The following is a 21,776-nucleotide window of genomic DNA, read 5'->3' on the forward strand; positions in this document are numbered from 1 at the left end:
TTTTTTGTTTTAAAAAATATTCCAATGAAACCATATCAACCAAAATTGGGTATAAAATTGTGGGCAGAGGCCGATAGGCCTCGCGAAAAGCTATTGCTTCATGGCCGCAGGCATTTAACGGATGCCGAACTTATTGCCATTTTAATTGGATCGGGCAGCCGAAATGAGAGTGCGGTTGATTTAAGTAAGCGCATACTTGCAGAGTATGAGAATGATTTGGATGCATTGGGGAAGGTTTCTGTTAAACATCTTTCGAAATTTAAAGGAATTGGGGAAGCAAAAGCCATATCCATAATTGCAGCATTGGAACTTGGCAGAAGGAGAAAGAATAGTGAAGCCACAGATGTGGTTAATATAAGAACATCAAGGGATGCATTTGAAGTATTGCTTCCTGTGTTTGCCGATCTAAACCATGAAGAGTTTTGGATACTGATCTTAAATCACGCAAATAGAGTAATCGGTAAGCAGCTGGTGAGCAAAGGAGGGCTGTCTGGTACTGTAGCTGACCCTAAAATTATTTTTAAAACTGCAATTGAGCATAATGCAGCTTTTATTATTCTTGCCCACAACCATCCTTCAGGAAATTTAAAGCCAAGCGTGCAGGATTTAAGCATTACCAGAAAGTTGGTTGAAGGAGGAAAGATGCTTGAATTACAGGTGTTAGACCATATCATTGTAACCGATAGGGCATATTATAGCTTTGGTGATGAGGGCTTAATCTGATAATGGTATTTCCCTTTTATCATTCCCCTTTAAAATATTATCTTTGCATTTTTCCCAGTATTTCATACTAGACACCAGATAATGAAAATATCATACAATTGGCTTAAACAATTCATACAAACTGATAAAACACCTCAGGAACTTTCTCTTATATTAACAAATATTGGGCTGGAAGTAGAAAGCTTAGAAACCGTACAGCCTGTTGCTGGTGGTTTAGCCGGATTGGTTATAGGTCATGTATTAACTTGTGTACAACACCCTAATGCAGATCGCCTTCGTGTAACAACAGTTGATGTTGGCGGACCTGATATTTTACAGATTGTATGTGGTGCTCCAAATGTAGCCCAGGGCCAAAAGGTTGTGGTGGCTACCGTTGGCACTACAGTTTATCCAAATGAAGGGGAGCCTTTTAAAATTAATAAATCAAAAATAAGAGGAGAGGTATCAGAGGGGATGATCTGTGCCGAGGACGAGATTGGTTTGGGGGTTTCTCATGACGGAATTCTTGTTTTACCGGCAGACACGACAATAGGTATTTCGGCTAAGGAATATTTTAAATTGGAAGATGATTACCTTTTTGAGATAGGTTTAACCCCTAACAGGGCCGATGCTGCCTCTCATTTAGGTGTAGCAAGAGATTTAGCTGCATATTTCCGTAGCAGTATTCAAATGCCTGATGTTTCTGGTTTTAAAACCAATAACGAAAATCTTAAGATCGAAGTTAAGGTTGAAGATACAAATGCTTGTCCGCGCTATAGCAGTGTTACCATAAGTGGTGTTACAGTTACAACATCGCCGGAGTGGCTTCAGGATAAATTAAAAGTAATTGGTATCAGACCAATCAATAACATAGTTGATATAACCAACTATGTTTTACACGATCTGGGTTTGCCACTTCATGCTTTTGATGCTGATCAGATAAAAGGGGCTAAAGTTTTTGTTAAGAAATGTGCTGAGGGAACACCTTTTGTAACGCTTGATGGAGTTGAACGTAAGCTTTCTGCAGACGATTTGATGATCTGTAATGCCGAAGAACCAATGTGTATAGCTGGAGTTTTTGGAGGTAAAAGTTCAGGAATAACTGAAGATACTAAAAATGTTTTCCTGGAAAGTGCTTATTTCGACTCTGTTTCTGTGCGTAAAACAGCTAAACGCCATGGCTTAAAAACGGATGCTTCGTTCAGGTATGAGCGAGGTGCTGATCCGGAGATAACAACCTTTGCTTTAAAACGTGCAGCATTGTTAATTCAGGAATTGGCAGGTGGCGAAATCGCTTCATCAGTTTCGGATATTTACGGTAATCCTATAAGGTCTTTTGATGTTGAGGTAAGCTATAAGAACATCAATAAATTAATAGGGGCCAATATTCCTGATGCAGAAATTAAAAGTATAATTACAGCATTAGGTATTGAAGTGGCTAAAGAAACGGCAGAAAGTTTGGAGCTTAAAGTACCTAGTTTTAAAGTTGATGTAACCCGGGAATGCGATATCACTGAAGAGGTTTTAAGAATTTACGGCTATAATAATATTGAGATACCTAGTAAAATAAATGCATCATTATCTTATGGTGCTAAGCCAGACAGAGAGCAAACGCAGCATGTTATTGCTGATATGTTAACTGCAAATGGCTTTTTAGAGATCTGGTGTAATTCATTAACTAAGGGCGCTTATTCAAAAGTTCCTGAAGAAGCAGTACAGATCTTAAATCCATTAAGTTCAGATTTAAATGTAATGCGTCAGGAATTATTGTTGCCTGCATTAGAGAGTGTCGCTTATAATCAGAACAGAAAAACTGCTGATATTAAATTTTATGAATTTGGTAAAACCTACCATTTAATAAATGATAAGTATGTAGAGCGCCCAAGGTTGTTAATTTTATTATCGGGTGCTAACCAATCTGAGCAATGGAACCATAAGGCCAATCCGGTAAGTTTCTATAATTTAAAAGCTGCAGTTGATGCAGTTATTGGTCGTCTTGGTATAACGAATTATCAAACCGAAGAGGTAAAGAATGAAAGTTTTGCTTTTGGTTTAAAATACTTTAGAGGTGATAAAGCAATTGTAACTTTTGGAGCTGTAACAGCTGCAGATAAAAAGAAGGCTGATATTGATAAGGATGTTTATTATGCCGATTTTGACTGGGCACAGCTTTTAGATATTGTAAAGAAAAATAGAATTATAAATAAAGAGGTTCCTAAGTACCCATCAGTAAGAAGGGATTTATCGATGCTGGTTGATACGAATGTAACTTTTGATGATTTAAAAGCTATTGCATTTAAAACGGAAAAGAAACTGATTAAGAATGTACAGGTGTTTGATGTATATGTAGGAGATAAATTACCTGCCGGAAAAAAATCTTATGCACTTAATTTTACCCTTCAGGATGAAGAGCAAACATTGACCGATAAACAGATTGATTCTGTTATGCAAAAGATTATATCTAACTTAGCGCAAACAGCAAAAGCAGAAATCAGAAAATAGGTAAGGATTTTCTGAAAAATGAAATTTTTAAATAAAAATCAACTTTAATAGCATGTCTTCTGTAGCAGATCAGTTAAATTCAGTATTGCAAAAAACAACTCGTTTAATAGAGCTTTGTAATGCTTTACAAGAAGAAAATGATTTATTAAAGCTTGAAAACCAGTCAGTAAAAGTTGCTCTTGATACATCAAAAAGCAAGAACGTAGAGCTCGAAGAAAAGTTAAGAGTTTTGAAACTTGCAAAAAGTATTGAAGGCACAAGTGAAAAGACACTTGATATAAAGCAAAAAATTAACGATTTTGTGCGTGAAATAGATAAGTGTGTTGTATTGCTTAAAAAATAAGGAATACCTGAAAAGTGAAACAAAGCTAAGAAATGGGAGAAATCTCTATAAAAATAACTATTTCCGATCGTATTTACCCGCTAAAGGTTAATACGGAAGAGGAAGAAATTGTAAGGCGAGCAGCCAAGATTATTAACGAGCGCATAAAAGATTATCAGGAAAATTATGCCGTTCGTGATAAACAGGATTTGCTTTCTATGGCAGTACTGCATTATGCAACGGCGGTACTGAGGGTAGAAAACAAAGTTCAGGATCAGGATACTGCTGTTGCCGAGAAGGTGGAAGAACTGGATAGTTTATTAAATGATTTTTTTTCGAAATAAGATCGTTCTTTATATTAGTTAAAACAACAAAGATATTAGCCGCAGCTAGGTTTTTGAGTTTCATTTATTTTTAAAACTTAACACTTCAATATTTATAGGATTAAGAGGGTGTATTTCATTTACATTTATGTACCTGAAAATGACTTAAATCCTAATTATAATTAGTTGAGGTTTTTAAAACTTTGGGGCTCATTAAACATAGTTGCGGTTTTTTTTTAAGAGGGAATTTTTAACAATCATGCAGCTTATATGAGCTGATTTATATAGAAAAATAGAATGGAAATAATAGGATACGTACTTGCCGGCTTAGTAATCGGCATCTTGATAGGCAGATATCTGCTGCGTAGCTTGCTCAAAAAGCAGGAAATTGCAGTTCAGAGTAAAGTGAAGAAAATACTTAAGGACGCTGAAAGCAATGCTGAAATCTTGAAAAAAGATAGATTGCTTGAAGCAAAAGAGAAGTTTTTGCAGATGAAATCTGAACACGAGCAAGAAGTAAACAACAGAAATAATCAGATTAATCAGCGAGAGAATTCAATAAAACAAAAAGAGCAATCTTTAAACCAGAAACTTGAAAATGCAAATCGTAAAGATCAGGAACTGGATAATCATAAAAAGAACCTGGAGAAGCAAACCGAAATTGCATTAAAGAAACAGGAAGAAGTTGAATTGCTGAAAAATCAACATGTAAAGCAATTAGAAACCATTGCGGGCCTAAGTGCTGATGAGGCTAAAAGCCAATTGGTTGAAACAATGAAGCAGGAGGCACGTACCCAGGCAATGATTCAGGTAAAGGATATTGTTGATGAGGCTAAACTAACTGCAACAAAAGAAGCGAAAAAAGTTGTAATACAGACAATACAGCGTACTGCTGTTGAGGCTGCTATAGAAAATACTGTTTCTATTTTTCATATTGAAAGTGATGAAATTAAAGGTCGCGTTATCGGGCGCGAAGGTCGTAATATCCGTGCTTTAGAAGCAGCAACAGGTATTGAGATTATTGTAGATGATACACCTGAAGCAATTATTTTATCAGGCTTTGATCCGGTAAGGAGAGAGATTGCGCGTTTAGCATTACATCGTTTGGTTACAGATGGCAGGATTCACCCTGCACGTATTGAAGAAGTTGTTGCTAAAACCAAGAAACAGATTGAGGATGAAATTGTAGAAATTGGAGAGCGTACTGTAATTGATTTGGGTATTCATGGATTGCACCCTGAATTGATCAGAATGGTTGGACGTATGCGTTACCGTTCATCTTACGGACAAAACTTATTACATCACTCTCGTGAGGTTGCTAATTTCTGTGCTACTATGGCGGCGGAGCTTGGCTTAAATGCGAAGATGGCTAAACGTGCTGGTCTATTGCACGATATAGGTAAGGTGCCTGATGATAATCCAGAATTACCTCACGCTATTTTAGGTATGCAACTGGCTGAGAAGTATAAAGAACATCCTGAAATTTGTAATGCTATTGGAGCTCACCACGACGAGATAGAAATGACATCTATGATCTCGCCTATTGTACAGGCTTGTGATGCTATATCAGGAGCACGACCAGGTGCTAGACGTGAGGTGGTTGAAAGCTACATTAAACGATTAAAAGAATTAGAAGAACTTGCGTTGTCTTATCCAGGCGTGGAGAAAACATTTGCGATACAAGCAGGTAGAGAACTTAGAGTTGTGGTTGAAAGTGAAAGGGTAACTGATCAGCAAGCGGAATTGTTAGCAGCTGATATTTCGAATCGTATTCAAACAGAAATGACTTATCCAGGTCAGATCAAGGTAACAGTGATTAGAGAAACCAGATCGGTTTCTTTTGCGAAATAACATAACTAAGCCTGTAATTATTGTTGCAGGCAATTAATATTTTATAAAAGCGACGGTTTATTCTGTCGCTTTTTTTATTTTTACTCAGTAAACTTATAATGATATGAAAACGGAGCAAAGAAGTGAGGTAGATGTCCTTTTTGATAAATATGCGGAAAGCCATCAAAACCCTTCAAATGAAATTATTCACTGGATTTGTGTTCCGCTAATTGTGTTTAGTTTATTAGGTTTGGTTTGGGCCATTCCTTTTCCACATATTGGATTTTTGGGCAAGTACAATGGATACCTAAACTGGGCTTCGTTCTTAATTGCATTTTCTGTTTATTACTATTTAAAACTTTCGCCAGTATTGTCGTATCTGATGCTGTTGCTTATTTTTGCAATGAGTATGATCATTGTTCAGCTAGAGAAATGGGAAGCCAGTGGTGGCCCTGCTTTGTGGCTGGTTTGTCTGGTGATTTTTGTAATTGCATGGATAGGACAGTTTATAGGCCATAAAATTGAAGGAAAGAAACCTTCATTTTTAGATGATGTTAAGTTTCTATTAATCGGACCAATTTGGTTATTGCACTTTATTTGTAAAAAAGTAGGGCTAAGATACTGAGCCTAATGGCACTTAACATCTAGTTAACATTCTGATAAACGAATGGTAATTTACATCTAACATATACCTAACATTGTGGTAATAGCTTTGCTGAAAATTAATATACGGCAAATTGAAATCACAACTAAATCTTAAAAAGGCAATAATTACAGCCTTATTTGTAATTATCGGCACAGCAGTATTTGCACAAACGGGCAAAATTTCAGGAAAGGTATCTGATAAGAAAACCGGTGAAACACTTATTGGTGTTACGGTTAAGATAAAAAATACCGCCAAAGGTATGGCTACAGATGTTGATGGTAAATATTCATTAACAGGGTTGGCAACTGGAAAATATACTTTAATATTTCAATATGTTGGTTACAATGGAAAAGAAATCAGTGATGTTGAAGTAACCTCCGGAAAAAACACAATATTTGATATCATCCTTGATGAGGCAGGTGGACAAAACCTGAATGAAGTTGTTATTCAAGGGAGTTTTAAAAAGGAAAGTGTGAATGCGCTATATGCTCAGCAAAAGAATAGTGCAGTAATTTCTGATGGTATCTCCTCAGAATTAATTAAGCGATCACCAGATAAAAATACCTCTGATGTTTTAAAGAGAGTAAGTGGTGCTACAATTCAGGACAATAAATTTGTTGTTATTCGCGGATTAAGTGATAGATATAATACAGCAATGCTAGATGGAGCATCGTTGCCAAGTACCGAGCCAAATAGAAAAGCTTTTTCTTTTGATATAGTTCCTTCGAATTTAGTAGATAACTTGATTATTAGTAAAACTGCTACACCAGATCTTCCAGGAGATTTTACTGGTGGGGCTGTTCAGATAACTACTAAAGATATTCCCGATCAGAATTATATTACATTAAGCGGCGGTGTAGGTTATAATACTGCGTCTACTTTTAAAGACTTCTTTAGTGGCTCTAGAAATACAACTGACTATTTTGGTTTTGATGATGGTAAAAGAAAGCTTCAACCAAGTTTCCCTTCTACAAGTAGATTGGCAGCAGGCCTTACTTATGAACAAAATATAAAAGCTATAAGAACGCTTCCTCAAGATTGGTCGATCTATAATATGACCGCATTGCCAACGCAAAATTATCAGTTTACCTTGGGTAGGGTTAAGGATTTAAAGGACAATAAAAAGTTTGGAGCTATAGTTTCATTAACTTATCGAAATGCGCAAAGCATAACCAGAGATGCTGTACGTGAATTTTACGAGTATAATTATATAGATAACTCTTATAAATTCTCTACAAACGTAGGTGCACTTGCTAATTTTGCATACACTTATGGCAAAAGTAAGATTACCTTTAAAAATATTTATAATAGAATATTTGACGACCAATATACTAACAGAACGGGAACAAATGGAAGTTCTGGAACGGATAATAAATTTTTTGCTTTTGATCTAATTCAGAAATCTTTATTTAAATCGACACTAGAAGGTAACCACCAGTTAGGCGCTCGAAATGCAAAAATTAATTGGTCAGTAGGTTTTAGTAATGTACTAAATGATCAGCCTGATCAACGTAAGATTAACTATTCTAAAAATATTTCCGATTTAGATAAACCAGAAGTTGCTTACACTGCTAATGTTCTAAATATTGGTAAAGAAAACACAAGGCTATTTTCTACCCTAAAAGAGAATGGATATACTGGTTCAGTAAATTACTCTTTACCAGTTAATTTATTTAAAGAGACATCGACACTTAAAGTAGGACTTGCTTCATCTTATCGTGATCGTAATTTTGATGTTCGTTTCCTTGGATTGCAGTTAGGGTTCAACAACGAAAATGTAGAGGCTATCAGAGCAAGACCTTTAAAAACATTATTCGGTAAGGATTTAATTGAAAGTGGAGCTTATACATTAAGTGAGATTCCAAATTCTGGAGATATCTATACAGCTAATTCGCTTACCAATGCAGGTTACGCGATGTTGGATAATAAATTTGGAGATAAGGCAAGGTTAGTTTGGGGAGTAAGAACTGAGATGTTCAATGTGAACTTAAAAACATTAGATGCGAGTAATAAGCCAGTTAAACAAGATTATTTTGACGTGTTACCTTCATTAAATTTTACTTATAGTTTAACTGAAAAAATAAATCTAAGAGCGTCATATTACCGTACATTGGCTCGTCCAGAATTTAGAGAGCTTGCACCGTTTCAATACTACGATTATGAACAGCTCGCTTTTCAACAAGGAAATCCAGCTCTGAAGCGTGCCCAGATTAATAATGCAGATGTTCGTTTTGAACTATATCCTTCGGCAGGTCAGATCATTTCTGTTTCAGCATTCTATAAACAATTCAATAATGCTATTGAATCTTTAAATGAGGATTATAATTCTACAAGAACAATTACCTATTTCAACTCTGATAAAGCAGATGTTTATGGATTAGAGTTTGAGGTTAGAAAGTCTCTTGATTTTATAGCAGAGAATGAATTTATGAAAAACACTACTGCCTATGCTAATTTGGCGTTGATTAAATCTAAAGTAACCAATCCGGCAAATACAGGAGTTGTTTATCTGGAAAAAAGTCGCCAAATGGTAGGTCAGGCCCCTTATACAATAAATGCTGGCTTACAACATGCTTTTCTTGATAATAAAATGAACTTCAATATTTTATATAATAAGGTAGGTCGTAGAATTATTGCGGCAGGAGGTTCAAGATTCCCTAGTATTTGGGAAGCGCCAAGAAACGTTTTAGATCTACAATTGGGGATGAAAGTATTTAAGAATAAAGGTGAATTTAAAATCAATGCCGGGGATATCCTAAACAACAATAATATTTTATACTACGATAATAACATGAACAAGAAGTATGAAATGAACGGAGAGGATGAAACAATCAATAGATACAAATTGGGTAGCAATTACTCTTTGTCTTTCTCTTACACCCTTTAATATTAAATTATTGTTAACTGACTTCAATAATGCTTAATGTTTATTTAAACGTATAGTAATATACAGGTAAATCGCGCTTAATATCTTTGAAACAACAAATTAAAAATAAAGAAATGAAAAAACAGTTATTAATATCAGCTTTAAGTGTGCTTGTTTTTTTTGCAAGCTGTTCAAAAAGCGACTCAGATGAAGGAATCATAAATCCTCCTACTACGGAAGGGGTTGTTGCGGTATCAGGAGATATTTCTACTAGCACTACATGGACTGCTGATAAAATATATCTTTTAAAAGGCAATGTTTATGTGACTGGAAATGCTACCCTTACTATTCAACCAGGAACAATCATTAAAGGTGATAAAGCCTCTAAAGGTTCATTAGTTATTACCCGTGGTTCTAAAATCGAAGCTGTAGGTACAGTTGATAAACCAATTGTATTTACTTCAAACCAACCTGCAGGCGGTCGCGCTCAAGGTGATTGGGGAGGATTAGTTTTATTAGGAAAAGCTAAAAATAATATTGGGACTGGTGTTAAAATAGAAGGTATTGCTGATGCTACTGATAAGGCTTTACACGGTGGCACTGATGATGCAGATAACTCAGGAACTCTGAAATATATTCGTATTGAATATGCGGGGATTGCTTTAGGCCCTGATAATGAAATCAACGGTCTTACTTTTGGAAGTGTTGGTTCTGGTACTACTATTGATTATATTCAGGTTTATCGTTCGGGAGATGATGCATTTGAATGGTTCGGTGGATCGGTAAATGCAAAACACTTACTTTCAGTGGGGACCTGGGATGATGATTTCGATACAGATAATGGATATTCTGGAAAGGTTCAATTTGCTTTAGCTCAACGTGTTGCTACAATTGCTGACTTTTCTGGCTCAAATGGTTTTGAGTCTGATAACGATGGTAATGGTTCAAATAATGTTCCTCAGACATCTGCTATTTTTTCTAACGTAACAATATTAGGTCCTGTTGACGTAGCCGGTGCTGGAAATATAAATGCTAACTATCAGCATGCTGCTCAAATTCGTCGCAATTCAGCAATAAGCATCTTTAATTCTGTACTTGCTGGATATACGGAAGGTGTTTATTATGATGATACAAAGGTTACAACAGCTGGTGCTACTTATGCCAATTTTGTTGCAGGAAAATCTGTATTTGCTAACAATCTTGTTTTAGGAAGTAATAGTAAATCAAATCAAATAAAAGGTGCTGCGGGTATATTAGCTGCATTAACTACTTCTTTAACTGCAAATAATACTTTTACTCCTGATGCTTACGCTTCATCGGTTATCACTGATCCTTACAAGTTTTCACCTGATTTAGTAGCTGCAGCTAAGCAAGGGACTCCAAATTTCACTGTAATTGCTGGTTCTGTTGCTGCAACAGGAGCATTATTTACTAATGCTAAGGTTGCTGATGCTTTCTTTGAGAAAGTAGCTTACAAAGGTGCTTTTGGTACTACTGACTGGACTGCTGGTTGGGCTAATTATAATCCTCAGGTATTACCTTACACAACTCCAGGAGCTGTAAAATAGGTTATAAATAACAAAATCTTTGAAAGGTCTTTTTGCATTGCAAAAAGACCTTTTTTGTTAACATAAACTTAATATGACTTTTGTAGCAGTGAAAAACAAACTGACGTATAGTTGTAAACAATATGATTATGAGAAAAATAACTATTCAGCTGCTATTGGTAATGATGGCCATTTTGACCAGTACTTCATGCTCTAAGAACAATGAAAAAATTGATAAAGAAGAATTAGATGAAAAGAATCTAACTCCCTGTCCTGAAAATTTAAATTGCCAATATCTTTTTACTGAAAATGCGGATATAAATGAAGCAGGTTCTTTATTGGTAGGAGGTCCTTACAGACTATTTTGGGCAGAATTTAGAAATGGGGGTTTTAGAAGAGTAATTTACGTTAAGGCGCCTATGAAAGGAAATAATTTTACCTTAAATAAGCAGGCTATCTTAGACGGAAAGGTACAGTTGATCTATGGCTGCCCCAATTGCCTCATGGTTGCTTATAAGCCTGTTGATGGATATGTAAAAGGAAAAAATCTAACGCCAGATAAACGAGCAGATCAAACTAAATGGCTGTTGGAAGCAAAGATTATTTTAGAAGCTGTAGCTGGACCTGCTCAAAGAGATACGATAACCGTAAAACAATACTTCGATCCAAATTTTGTTTTTAATTAAGCTCTAGTGCTTCGGCTCGTAAGCATACACGACCTGATAGGGTATCTTTTTTAAATCAGCGGACATTTTTCCGATGCCAAGATCTTCTTTCTGTGGTGTAGGCTCGCAAATGGAATAGGTTTTGCCTTTATAAACTATAGGATCGCCACCTACAGGTGTATCAAACTGAACCGCCATTGTGATATGGGTAGGGTACAGCAACGCTATCATTGGCACATTATAAATCTCCTTTACGAGATAAAAAAATAAGGCTGCTCTATCATCGCAATCGCTATATTTAGAGAAGAGCGTTTCTTCAGGAGAGAGACGCTTTTCTTTTCCAAAGTTATCTTCATCATTTTCATATAAAAATGCATACCTGGTAAAACGCATCAGGTAATCAATTCCTTTTTTTTGTTTCATCCCGCTCACATTTTTTTTGAGGAGTGGAATTAAAGAACCATAAGTTTCTTTACTTAGAGGGATATTAAAATACGATTCAAAGTCAACAACCGGATAATTGGCAAAAATTGTTTCTACATCAGGGTTAAGCTTAATGTTGAAATGATAGGTTTTATGTTTATAACTGAATTGGATCTGTTTTTCGTAATAGTCTTCAGGTTTAAAATCTGGCATCCTGGTTACTTTATAGGAAAAGGCCTCTTTAGCTTCCGGCATACTGATCATGTCGTGTGGAGGTACTTTATTCAGGTCAGCATATGCATAATCATGGTGATTTAAGCACATATATTTTTTGTTTTTGAACATGATGAAAGGTATATCAGAAATATCCTCATCGTTAAAAACATAAAATATGATACGATTATCGGCAATGGTAAGCCTGGCATCATAACCCGATTTACCTAAAAGAAACCATTTGTAAAAAGTATAACGCTCATAATTTTCCTTTTTAGGACTAATCTGCTGGGCTGTTTTTCTAATGAGTTGATAGTATAGCCAGTCGTTTAGCTGATTCTTTTCTTTGTAAGCAGTAAGAGTTTTTATAATTGATAAGTATTTACCGGCATTTATTTTATTGTAGCTCGATTTGATGTACTGCTCTGAGAGTTCGGTTGGAGTATTTACAATAATAGAGGAATCAACTTCAATGTTGAAAGTATCATTATAAAACTCAAAACTAATATTATAGCTATTACCTTGACTATACACAAGTTGTGTAGTCAAAAGTAAAATTACTGTACCGAATATTTTTAGCAAACGGCCCATTGCTCTGTAGATTAATTAACATTATGATAATATTAAATATACACAGAATTAACAGTATTTGTATATTAAGTTTTTGGCGTCAAAAAATTTTATAGTAACCGATAGTTAACAAGTACTTAACATCATGCCTGTACTTTTGTGGCATAAATATTTGGTTAGTATTTATATACGTTTAGGTTTAGTTGATACAAAAAGCCCCGATGGATGTCAGGGCTTTTGTTGTTAAAAATTCTTGCCAATCTTCTCCAGCATTTCAGGTGGAATGTTTTGCATGTCAACCACCAGAAAGCCATCAAGGCAATCAGAAAATTTAGGGTCAATATTGAAACAGATGATTTTGGCATTAAGGTTCATATACTGTCTAAGCAATACCGGTATCTTAATGTGCGAATTCTCAATGTCAGATATCAAGCTGTCAAGGTCTTTTAAAGAATCGCTGCTTTCAATTAAAAGATCTTTATCAATTGCTGAAAGATCTGCTTTAAATTTGTTTTTAGGCTTTACATAATGCGCCAGTTCGTAATCAAAGTGGTTCTTGGTAATATAGTCGACAATTAATGACTTAGAAAACTTTGAAAAGTTATTACTGATACTTACCGGGCCAAACATATAGCGATAATGAGGGTTATCTAGCAGATATTTTAAAATACCTTTCCACAATAAGAATAAAGGAAGTGGTTTTTGCTGGTACTCTTTTCTAATCCACGATCTGCCGAGTTCAATTCCGCGTCTTAAGATTGGATAAAAAGGCTCTTTAATTTTGAAGAGCTCAGATAGGTAGAACCCGCGACGGCCCATAGTATTTAAAATCTCATCTCCTTTACCGATACGATAAGCACCTACGATATTTTGCAGGTCTTTATCCCAGATGAAAAGATGGTTGTAATAAATATCGTAGTTATCAAGATCAATCTTTTTATTTGTTCCTTCTCCAACTTCTCTAAAGGTTATTTCCCTTAAACGGCCAATTTCTCTTAAAATATTTGGAATTGCAGTTGTAGGGGCAATATATACTTCGTAATTCTTTTCTTGCCACACTCTGAAATTCTCAAGCTGATCAACCTCTTCTACAATTTTATTACGGTCTGTTTCAGCAATAACCTCTTCAGGCTTTTTCTTTATTTTGAATAGATTAATAGGATTGAACAATTTCTTTTCTTGCTCTAAACCAGTTCCAAGGGCATAAGTTCGCGCCCTAAGAAAATCCAGTAGTTTATTGGTGTTATTTCTGTAAGAAACATCTTCTATATTAATTGGCTTGCCAATTCTTACTTTTATTTTTAAACCTTGTTTATTTAAAAATTCTGATGGTAATTTAGCTGTCCTTAATGTAGGGTGGATAAAGCTAAGGATATTGAATAAAACCCCATTATTGCCGTGGAAATAGATAGGTACTACTGGTAATTTAGCCCTGGCAATTAATTTGCCCACTACAGGGTGCCATATTCTATCTGTAATTTCCTGTTTATCTACACTAAATGTTGAAACCTCACCTGCCGGAAATATTCCTATTGGTGTGCCACTTTGAAGAAGATCAAAAGTAGCCTTTAAGCCACTTATGCTAGATGAGTGCTGTACATTTTCAAATGGATTTACTGCTACAAAGAATTCACTTAGGTTAGGGATTTTTTTAAGGATAAAATTAACCATCACCTTTGCTTCGGGCCTTACTGTGCAAAGTAACTTTACTAGTGCAAGCCCCTCAACACCTCCATACGGATGGTTAGCTATTGCAATAAAACCTCCGGTTTTGGGTATACTCTTAAGATCGTCTTCATCAAAGTCGATACTAACGCCTATGGTTTCTAAAATCTTGTCAACAAATTCTAATCCGTTAAAGTGTTCATTCTGTGAAAAAACTTTATTAATGTCATTAAGTTTCATCATCTCCATGAGTAAAGCTGCAAGTCCGGGTACACCCAGTTTATCTATTTTAGTAGCTTTTGCAAACTCTTGGGTAGTTATGATCTTCATTTAAATTCCAGTTTGTGAAACATTATCCAACTTCAAAAGTAAGATTTATATTTTTAATCATTGTCCACAGACTAAAATATAATACTAAAGCTGTTGAGGTTGATATTTATAATAATGTGCTATAGATTAGGCAATGAGAAAATTGTTGAATGCTTATTTTGATTTTAGTAAGGGAGAATTTAACGGACTTATAGCTTTAATAGTGCTTGTGGTGTTAATAGCCATTACTCCGGATGTTTATAGATTTATAATGCCAGAGCCGGAAGATCCGGTGATTGAACAGTTAGCAATAAAAAGATTGGAGTTTGCGGTTAAACAACCAAGGAGGTTTAATGACAGAAGAGTAACAAAAGAAAATCCTAAAAAGGAACGCAGTTACTCATTATTTCCGTTTGACCCTAATACTATTAATATTGATGGTTGGCAAAGGCTTGGACTGTCTTTTAAACAATCTGCAGCTATTATAAAGTATTTAGAAAAGGGTGGGAGATTTAGGAAAACCGAAGACTTGCAGAAAATGTATACGATTACTCCGGAAATATATAAAAGGATATCTCCTTACGTAAAAATTGAAGATAAACATGCCGGGAATATTAACGCCAAAACTTTTGTGCCCAAAGAGGCAAAGATAATTGAGATAAATGAGGCAGATAGTGCAGCACTTATTGAGATAAAAGGTATTGGTCCTGCCTTTGCTAACAGGATAATAAAGTATAGAGCGCGGATTGGAGGTTTTTATAGGAAAGAACAATTACTTGAAGTATTTGGATTAGATTCGATAAAGTATGATGAGATCAGGAATCAAATTTCTGTAGATGATCAAAAGATAAAAAAAATTAATATCAACACTGCCCGGCTAGAAGATTTTAAGGGACATCCATATATAAGGTATAAGCAGATAAATGCTATTCTTGAATATAGAAAACAACACGGAAATTATAGTAATATTGCTGACTTAAATAAGGTAGCTATTTTAGACCCTGAAACGATTGGACGTTTGGCACCTTACCTTACTTTTTAGTCATGATAGAATCAAGAATAAAACAAACTGTACGTGATGTACATGATTTTCCAACGCCAGGGATTATTTTTAAAGATATAACCCCAATATTAAAGGATCCGGCCTTGTGTATTGATATTACAGCCGCATTAGCCAGGCAGCTCTCTAATGTAGAGATTGATGTAGTTGCAGGTATAGAAAGCAGGGGTTTTTTATTTGGACCATCACTAGCCCAGCTGTTAAATGTTCCCTTTATTCCTATTAGAAAGGCAGGAAAGTTGCCTTATAAAACTATACAGGAATCTTATGATCTGGAATATGGAAGTGCTACAATTGAATGTCATCAGGATGCTTTGCTTAAAGGACAAAGGGTTCTAATTCATGACGATTTACTCGCTACCGGTGGAACCGTTGTTGCAGCATCTAAACTTATTATGCATATGGAAGCAACTGTTGCAGCATATTCTTTTATTATATCTCTGGATTTTCTGAACGGTAGAACACGATTGAAGCCTTATGGGAATGAGGTTTTTTCTTTGGCCTCTTACTAACTTTGTTAATCAATTAATTACATGAGTAATTAACATAAGACTTGGGGAAACACGGTTAGTTTAAAATAAGAATAGAAAAATAAAAAGTGATGCCAGAATGAGCATTATTTTTTTTAAACTTGTTGCGAAATTAGCAGTGATTCTAATTAAAATCAACTGAGTAAATACACAGGTTTTACTAGGAAGATTTCTCTAAATGGATATAAAATGAAATCGAAAGGGAATTTTGGAGACTATTCAAGGAACTTTATAACAGATGTTCCGGCTGACTTAAAAGATGAACAGTCATTATTTTTTGAGCAAACCATTCCCAGATTTGCCGAAGAAGCTATCTATATCTATTCATTTAAAGAAAACCGAATGATATTTGCCAGCGGCTGGGAGGAAGTTGTTGGGTATAGGGATGATGAAATAAATATGTTGGCTATAGTAAATATGTCAGCACCTGAATTTGCTCCTTTCTCGCACGATCTTAATGATAAGGCCCTCCAGTTTATTCATAACAAAACCGAAGATCTTGAGAAGTATAGTTTTACTATTGAACTTAAAAAGATTCATAAAAATGGGAGCGAAGTCCCTATCTCGGCAAGGGTGGGCGTTTTTAGTTCTGAAAATGGTAAGATTGAATCCATTATAGGGCGCTTTCAAATCAATAGGAGCCTAATATTTGGGAAAATAATGCGATACGCAGCTTACGGTCCGGATAAAGAAAAGTTTGAAGAGGAATTAAATAAAATATTATTTTACCACTTAGCGATATCTAATAAGGAGAAAGAAGCCCTTTCACTTGTTGCAAAAGGGTATTCTTTTAAAGAAATTGCCCATGAGTTGGGGGTTTCTCACTCAGCTATAGAAAAAAGAATTATCCCCCTTTATAAGCGGTTTGATGTTAAAAGTTTAACCCACCTGGTTAGTTTTGCATACGATAATAATATACTTCCTTAATTAAATTGCATCAAGATTTACGGTTGTAATATTCGATTTTTCAACGCCTATTTTTTCTAATAATGTTTCCCAGCGTTCTTCAGCATGCCTATCTGGGTCTTCATTTCCCATAACCCAGATTATACTTTTTTCTTTAATGGCCTTTTTATTTATTTCGCCGCAACTCAAATTATCAAGGATGGTGTAGAATTGGGCAGCACTTAAAATATCATCTTGTACATTTCCCCCCGGATTAATATCATCAATAACCAATAATGATGAGTTCCTCCACGACCAGGCTCCAGGCTTTGTAATTGGAGGATTATCTTCATTCTCAAAAAACAGGCATAATAATTTTACTGCTGTAACGTAACTACAGCTGTTATTTTTAATAGATGATTCTGTTGCTATTCCAACAGATAGCATTGTTTTGCCACTTCCTCTGGAACCGAATAGCAACATATGTTTTCCGGGTTCATTATGCTGTAAAAAGTTTAAAATCAACGCTTTGTTTTCTTCTTTTATTTGCTGGTTCCATTGACTTAACCGTAACTGAAAAGGATAGCCAGCATTCTGGATAAACATTTTTGTACTATACCAGTAATAGAAGGGATAGCTAATTAATATTACCAACACAATAAGAGTGATAAGAATTCCTTGATGAAACTCGCAGATCAAACTTGCAGAGAGTGCTCCTATGCCAAAATATAGGAGGTCTGTAATGGTATCGAACGTAACATTTAACCAGGCAGGTTGAAATGTGTACTTTCCGCTTCCCAGTGCCTTGCGTTTCGATTCTGATTTAAATAGTAGGGGCCATAGGAAATTAAATAACTCAAATAAGATCCAGCCCCCCCAAACACCAAATGCTGCCCATAGCTCTGGACTAGAAACGCTGGTTTTTGCTTTTAGCAAAGTGTAAATAAGTATTGTAGGAATAAAACCTAATGAAAAATGGCCAAACTGATTAGCCAGCCAGGAGTAGGTAAGTGTTACCCCTCTGTATGAATCTTTGCCTATAAGGTCGTTTTTTAATTGAGCTATAAGGTCTTTTGCAGTAACAAACTTCATGAGATGCTTTATTTAGATAGTTCTAAGATGGTAAAGCTAAAAAAATAAAAAAAAGTTTTCTGCGTATTTATTTACTTAAAATCAAGAGGTAAGGTTAATGGACTAAATACCATTTCGTTCTAGTTTCAAGCAAATTTAAACCCGTGTTTCTGTTGTTTTATTTGTTTATAATTGTCGGGATTCAAATAGATAATTATGTTAGAAACAATGGATAATTCTGTAGGATATAATTTTAGTATCTCAGAGAGTCAGGAAATGATAAGAGCGATGGTACATGATTTTGCAGAGAAAAATATTCGTGCAAATGTAATGGAGTGGGATGAGGCACAGTATTTTCCGGTAGAGGTTTTTAAGAAACTTGGTGAGTTGGGTTTAATGGGTGTTTTGGTTCCCGAAACTTATGGTGGGTCTGGTTTGGGCTATCAGGAGTATGTGGATGTGATTGTAGGAATTTCCAGAGTTTGTGGTTCTATTGGTCTCTCATTGGCTGCGCATAATTCTTTGTGTACCGGTCATATTCTTGCTTTTGCCAATGAAGAGCAAAAAATGAGATGGCTACCTAAATTGGCATCGGCCGAATGGATAGGAGCATGGGGTTTAACAGAAGCGAATACAGGTTCTGATGCTTTAAGGATGCTAACGGTGGCTACTCTTGAAGGAGATGAATATGTGATTAATGGATCTAAAAACTGGATTACTCATGGAAAAACAGGAGATATAGCTGTAGTTATGGCCAGGACAGGCGAGAAAGGCGATTCTAATGGGATTTCTGCTTTTGTTGTTGAACGGGGAACACCAGGGTTTGCAGCCGGCAAAAAGGAGAACAAATTAGGAATGAGGGCTTCAGAAACCACTGAAATGATATTTGATAATTGCCGTATCGCCAAGGAAAATCTTTTGGGAAATATAGGGGAAGGCTTTAAACAGGCGATGAAAGTCTTAGATGGTGGACGGATTTCAATTGCAGCATTGGCATTAGGAATTGCTAAAGGAGCTTATGAGGCAGCAGTGGCTTACGCTAAACAAAGGCATCAATTTGGACAGCCAATTGCAAATTTTCAGGGGATTAGTTTTAAGCTTGCTGATATGGCTACTGAAATTGAAGCTTCTGAGTTGCTGATAAGGCAGGCTGCTGATTTAAAGAATCGTGGCTTACCTATGAGTAAAGAATCAGCCATGGCCAAGTACTTTGCGTCTGAAGTTGCCGTGAGAACAGCAACGGAGGCAGTGCAGATTTTTGGAGGATATGGTTATACTAAAGATTTTCCGGTAGAAAAGTTTTACAGAGATAGTAAATTATGTACCATTGGAGAAGGAACTTCAGAAATTCAGAAAATAGTTATTGCAAGAGAAGTTTTAAAACATTAGATTAGTGTAACTAAATAAAACAGAATATTCTAACCAAATATAAAACCAATTAATCCGGCTTATTTGCATATGCCGGATTTTTGTTTTTTTGATACATATGGGTTACTTTATAGATATGATCCGATCGACCACAAATTGGCTGTAACCCCTCCATGGAAGAGCGCTGATATATTCCTTGTAGTGAAGTTCGAATGTTTTTCCACTGTTCATCATCATTTTTTCGGCAATGGCTTTGTCATCAACTGAGAATTCAAATTCATTTGATTGAATAGTACCTGTTTGCTTAGATTTAAGTCCTGTTTGGATCAGTTTGCCTTCGTAGGTTTTAAATACATAACCTTTTCTAACAACATAGTTTAACTCACCGGCTTTAACGCCATCGCCAAATACAAAATAATAGCGGTAATAAATGAACCCTGTAAGGACCAGGATGATTATAGCAAGAGTAATAAACAGAGGCTTTTTAGATTTCATGATGGATTTGTTTTTATATTAAAAATAAGTATAAAAAGTGTACCACGTACTTTCGAGTTCAATATTATTAATTAAATTCGACATACTGTTTTGATTATCAAATGAAATACCTATCTTTGCAGTCCTAAAAACAACGAGAGGAGGTATTTTACGTTATGATCATTATTAATATTAAAGACGGTGAATCACTAGATAAAGCGTTAAAACGTTTCAAAAAGAAATTTGAAAAAACAGGAGTGTTAAGAGAATTACGTAGCCGCCAAGCTTACGAGAAAAAGTCTGTAGCACGTCGTACGTTAGTGAAACACGCTATTTATAAGCAAAATATGCAACTAGAAGGAACAATATAGTTCTTGTAGTTTAAACATAATAGTATTCGAAGCCATCAATAATTTGATGGCTTTTTTTATGCAAATAAAAAGGAATTGTTAAGATAATGTTTTGTATATTCACTCTATCGAGCAATACAAATAGTTTCTATGACTGTTGACCATTTTTTAACATATCTCCAGCACGAGAAGCGATATTCTCCACACACAGTACAGTCCTACAGAACCGACCTGATTCAGTTTGGGGATTTTATGCTCCAGACATTTGAACTCCAAATAAATGATGCAGCATATGTTCATATAAGAGATTATATGGTTTGGCTGATGGAAGAAGGTACTGCTGAGAGTTCGATTGGAAGAAAGCTTTCCGCCCTGCGCAGTTTTTGTAAATATCTTGTTCGTGAGGGCGTAGTTCAATCGAGTCCAATGGCGCTTGTAAAAGCCCCTAAAGCCCCCAAAAGACTTCCTGTATTTGTTGATGATGAAAAGCTGGATATGTTACTTGATTCTGAAGTTTTTTTTAATGAGGGCTTTTCTTCTGTAAGAGACAGGCTGGTTATTGAAGCTTTATTTGGAACTGGTATACGACTTTCGGAATTGCTGACATTAAAGGAGTCTGATGTTAATTTCTACGATTCAAATATCAGGGTTTTGGGTAAAAGGAATAAAGAACGAATAGTTCCAATAAGTAAACCCCTTGAAGATCAGTTAAGAAATTACATTGCGCTAAAAACATTACAAAATTTTGATAACAAAACGGAGAGCTTATTCGTTACAGATAAAGGAGAAGCGGCCTATCCTAAGTTGATATACAGAATAGTGCAACGTTATTTAAGTTTCGTTTCCACACAAGATAAGAAAAGCCCGCACGTATTACGACATTCTTATGCTACAAGTTTGTTGAATAGAGGAGCGGATTTAAATGCGATAAAAGAGTTGTTGGGGCATGCAAGTCTGGCTGCAACCCAGGTTTATACCCACAATTCAGTAGAGAGATTAAAATCAATATATAAACAAGCCCATCCAAAGGCATAAAAAAGAGGAGGAAAATATGAAAATTACAGTTCAATCGATCCATTTCAATGCAGACCAGAAGTTATTAGATTTCATTCAAAAGAAAGTAGATAAACTAGATCAGTTTTTTGATCAGATTATTAGTGGGGAAGTTTATTTAAAATTAGAGAATGTAGATGATGAAGCCAATAAAATAAGTGAGATTAAATTGATCGTACCTGGCGGAACAATGTTCGCAAAAGAACAATGTAAATCATTTGAAGAGGCAACAGATTTAGCAATTGAATCCTTAAGAAAGCAAATTACGAAACATAAAGACAAGACGAGAATAAAATTAAGCGAACATAAAGCAATTTTAAATGCGAATGAAGTATCTGATTATTAGATACATATTTTGGCGATATTTTAATATTGAATTGGCGGAGTCACTTTCGCCAATTT

At 35.4% G+C, this 21,776-nt stretch carries 20 protein-coding genes; 16 read left to right on the plus strand and 4 right to left on the minus strand.

Going from position 1 to position 21,776, the window contains the following annotated elements; translation table 11 throughout:
- Positions 1–24 precede the first annotated feature (24 nt).
- From radC to CPT03_RS22065, 9 genes are all read left to right on the plus strand, one after another.
- The gene (gene radC / locus CPT03_RS22025) at positions 25–723 is read left to right on the plus strand and encodes a RadC family protein (protein WP_099440836.1); all 699 of its coding nucleotides are present in this window, start codon (positions 25–27) and stop codon (positions 721–723) included.
- An 81-nt stretch (positions 724–804) separates the two neighbouring features.
- Positions 805–3,204 carry a phenylalanine--tRNA ligase subunit beta gene (pheT, locus tag CPT03_RS22030; RefSeq protein WP_099440837.1) on the plus strand — a complete coding sequence of 800 codons (2,400 nt, stop codon included), beginning with the start codon at positions 805–807 and terminating at the stop codon, positions 3,202–3,204.
- A gap of 52 nt (positions 3,205–3,256) precedes the next feature.
- Entirely contained in the window at positions 3,257–3,547 is a 291-nt protein-coding gene (locus CPT03_RS22035; protein ID WP_099440838.1) for a hypothetical protein, read from the plus strand.
- A gap of 32 nt (positions 3,548–3,579) precedes the next feature.
- Positions 3,580–3,870, plus strand: a complete 291-nt coding sequence (locus tag CPT03_RS22040) for a cell division protein ZapA (RefSeq protein WP_068891351.1) — start codon at positions 3,580–3,582, stop codon at positions 3,868–3,870.
- A 276-nt stretch (positions 3,871–4,146) separates the two neighbouring features.
- The gene (gene rny, locus CPT03_RS22045; protein ID WP_099440839.1) at positions 4,147–5,700 is read left to right on the plus strand and encodes a ribonuclease Y; all 1,554 of its coding nucleotides are present in this window, start codon (positions 4,147–4,149) and stop codon (positions 5,698–5,700) included.
- A gap of 103 nt (positions 5,701–5,803) precedes the next feature.
- A complete protein-coding gene (locus tag CPT03_RS22050) occupies positions 5,804–6,304 on the plus strand; it encodes a DUF962 domain-containing protein (RefSeq protein WP_099440840.1) in 501 nt (166 codons plus the stop codon).
- Between the two features lie 112 nt (positions 6,305–6,416).
- The gene (locus CPT03_RS22055) at positions 6,417–9,212 is read left to right on the plus strand and encodes a TonB-dependent receptor (RefSeq protein WP_099440841.1); all 2,796 of its coding nucleotides are present in this window, start codon (positions 6,417–6,419) and stop codon (positions 9,210–9,212) included.
- Positions 9,213–9,325: 113 nt separating this feature from the next.
- Positions 9,326–10,759, plus strand: a complete 1,434-nt coding sequence (locus tag CPT03_RS22060) for a hypothetical protein (RefSeq protein ID WP_099440842.1) — start codon at positions 9,326–9,328, stop codon at positions 10,757–10,759.
- A 128-nt stretch (positions 10,760–10,887) separates the two neighbouring features.
- Complete coding sequence (locus CPT03_RS22065) at positions 10,888–11,424, plus strand: hypothetical protein (protein WP_099440843.1); 537 nt, start codon at positions 10,888–10,890, stop codon at positions 11,422–11,424.
- Between the two features lie 3 nt (positions 11,425–11,427).
- Here CPT03_RS22065 and CPT03_RS22070 read toward each other — a convergent pair whose 3' ends face one another.
- Positions 11,428–12,588, minus strand: coding sequence for a hypothetical protein (locus tag CPT03_RS22070; protein ID WP_172954209.1), 1,161 nt, complete (start codon positions 12,586–12,588; stop codon positions 11,428–11,430).
- 264 nt (positions 12,589–12,852) lie between these two features.
- Positions 12,853–14,604 (minus strand): lysophospholipid acyltransferase family protein, encoded by a 1,752-nt coding sequence (locus CPT03_RS22075; RefSeq protein ID WP_099440845.1) that lies wholly within the window; start codon positions 14,602–14,604, stop codon positions 12,853–12,855.
- Between the two features lie 133 nt (positions 14,605–14,737).
- On the opposite strand from CPT03_RS22075, the gene CPT03_RS22080 reads away from it, so the two are divergent.
- The 3 genes from CPT03_RS22080 to CPT03_RS22090 all read left to right on the plus strand — a co-directional run bounded on the left by CPT03_RS22080 (position 14,738) and on the right by CPT03_RS22090 (position 17,100).
- On the plus strand, positions 14,738–15,625 hold the full coding sequence (locus CPT03_RS22080) for a ComEA family DNA-binding protein (RefSeq protein ID WP_099440846.1): 888 nt from the start codon (positions 14,738–14,740) through the stop codon (positions 15,623–15,625).
- A 2-nt stretch (positions 15,626–15,627) separates the two neighbouring features.
- Positions 15,628–16,155 (plus strand): adenine phosphoribosyltransferase, encoded by a 528-nt coding sequence (locus tag CPT03_RS22085; RefSeq protein WP_099440847.1) that lies wholly within the window; start codon positions 15,628–15,630, stop codon positions 16,153–16,155.
- A 207-nt stretch (positions 16,156–16,362) separates the two neighbouring features.
- Positions 16,363–17,100 (plus strand): LuxR C-terminal-related transcriptional regulator, encoded by a 738-nt coding sequence (locus CPT03_RS22090; protein ID WP_099440848.1) that lies wholly within the window; start codon positions 16,363–16,365, stop codon positions 17,098–17,100.
- Here CPT03_RS22090 and CPT03_RS22095 read toward each other — a convergent pair whose 3' ends face one another.
- Positions 17,101–18,150, minus strand: coding sequence for an ATP-binding protein (locus tag CPT03_RS22095; protein WP_099440849.1), 1,050 nt, complete (start codon positions 18,148–18,150; stop codon positions 17,101–17,103). It lies immediately after the preceding gene.
- Positions 18,151–18,345: 195 nt separating this feature from the next.
- Between CPT03_RS22095 and CPT03_RS22100 the strand changes: the two genes are divergently transcribed.
- On the plus strand, positions 18,346–19,518 hold the full coding sequence (locus CPT03_RS22100; RefSeq protein ID WP_099440850.1) for an acyl-CoA dehydrogenase family protein: 1,173 nt from the start codon (positions 18,346–18,348) through the stop codon (positions 19,516–19,518).
- A gap of 102 nt (positions 19,519–19,620) precedes the next feature.
- On the opposite strand, the gene CPT03_RS22105 is transcribed toward CPT03_RS22100, so the two are convergent.
- Positions 19,621–19,992 carry a hypothetical protein gene (locus tag CPT03_RS22105; RefSeq protein ID WP_099440851.1) on the minus strand — a complete coding sequence of 124 codons (372 nt, stop codon included), beginning with the start codon at positions 19,990–19,992 and terminating at the stop codon, positions 19,621–19,623.
- 155 nt (positions 19,993–20,147) lie between these two features.
- Between CPT03_RS22105 and rpsU the strand changes: the two genes are divergently transcribed.
- The 3 genes from rpsU (at position 20,148) to hpf (ending at position 21,720) form a co-directional block, all read left to right on the plus strand.
- Complete coding sequence (gene rpsU, locus CPT03_RS22110) at positions 20,148–20,342, plus strand: 30S ribosomal protein S21 (protein ID WP_008243148.1); 195 nt, start codon at positions 20,148–20,150, stop codon at positions 20,340–20,342.
- A gap of 129 nt (positions 20,343–20,471) precedes the next feature.
- Complete coding sequence (locus tag CPT03_RS22115) at positions 20,472–21,356, plus strand: tyrosine-type recombinase/integrase (protein WP_099440852.1); 885 nt, start codon at positions 20,472–20,474, stop codon at positions 21,354–21,356.
- Between the two features lie 16 nt (positions 21,357–21,372).
- The gene (gene hpf / locus CPT03_RS22120; RefSeq protein ID WP_048907302.1) at positions 21,373–21,720 is read left to right on the plus strand and encodes a ribosome hibernation-promoting factor, HPF/YfiA family; all 348 of its coding nucleotides are present in this window, start codon (positions 21,373–21,375) and stop codon (positions 21,718–21,720) included.
- Positions 21,721–21,776: the final 56 nt, after the last annotated feature.

Source organism: Pedobacter ginsengisoli (assembly GCF_002736205.1).
GTDB classification, from domain to species: domain Bacteria; phylum Bacteroidota; class Bacteroidia; order Sphingobacteriales; family Sphingobacteriaceae; genus Pedobacter; species Pedobacter ginsengisoli_A.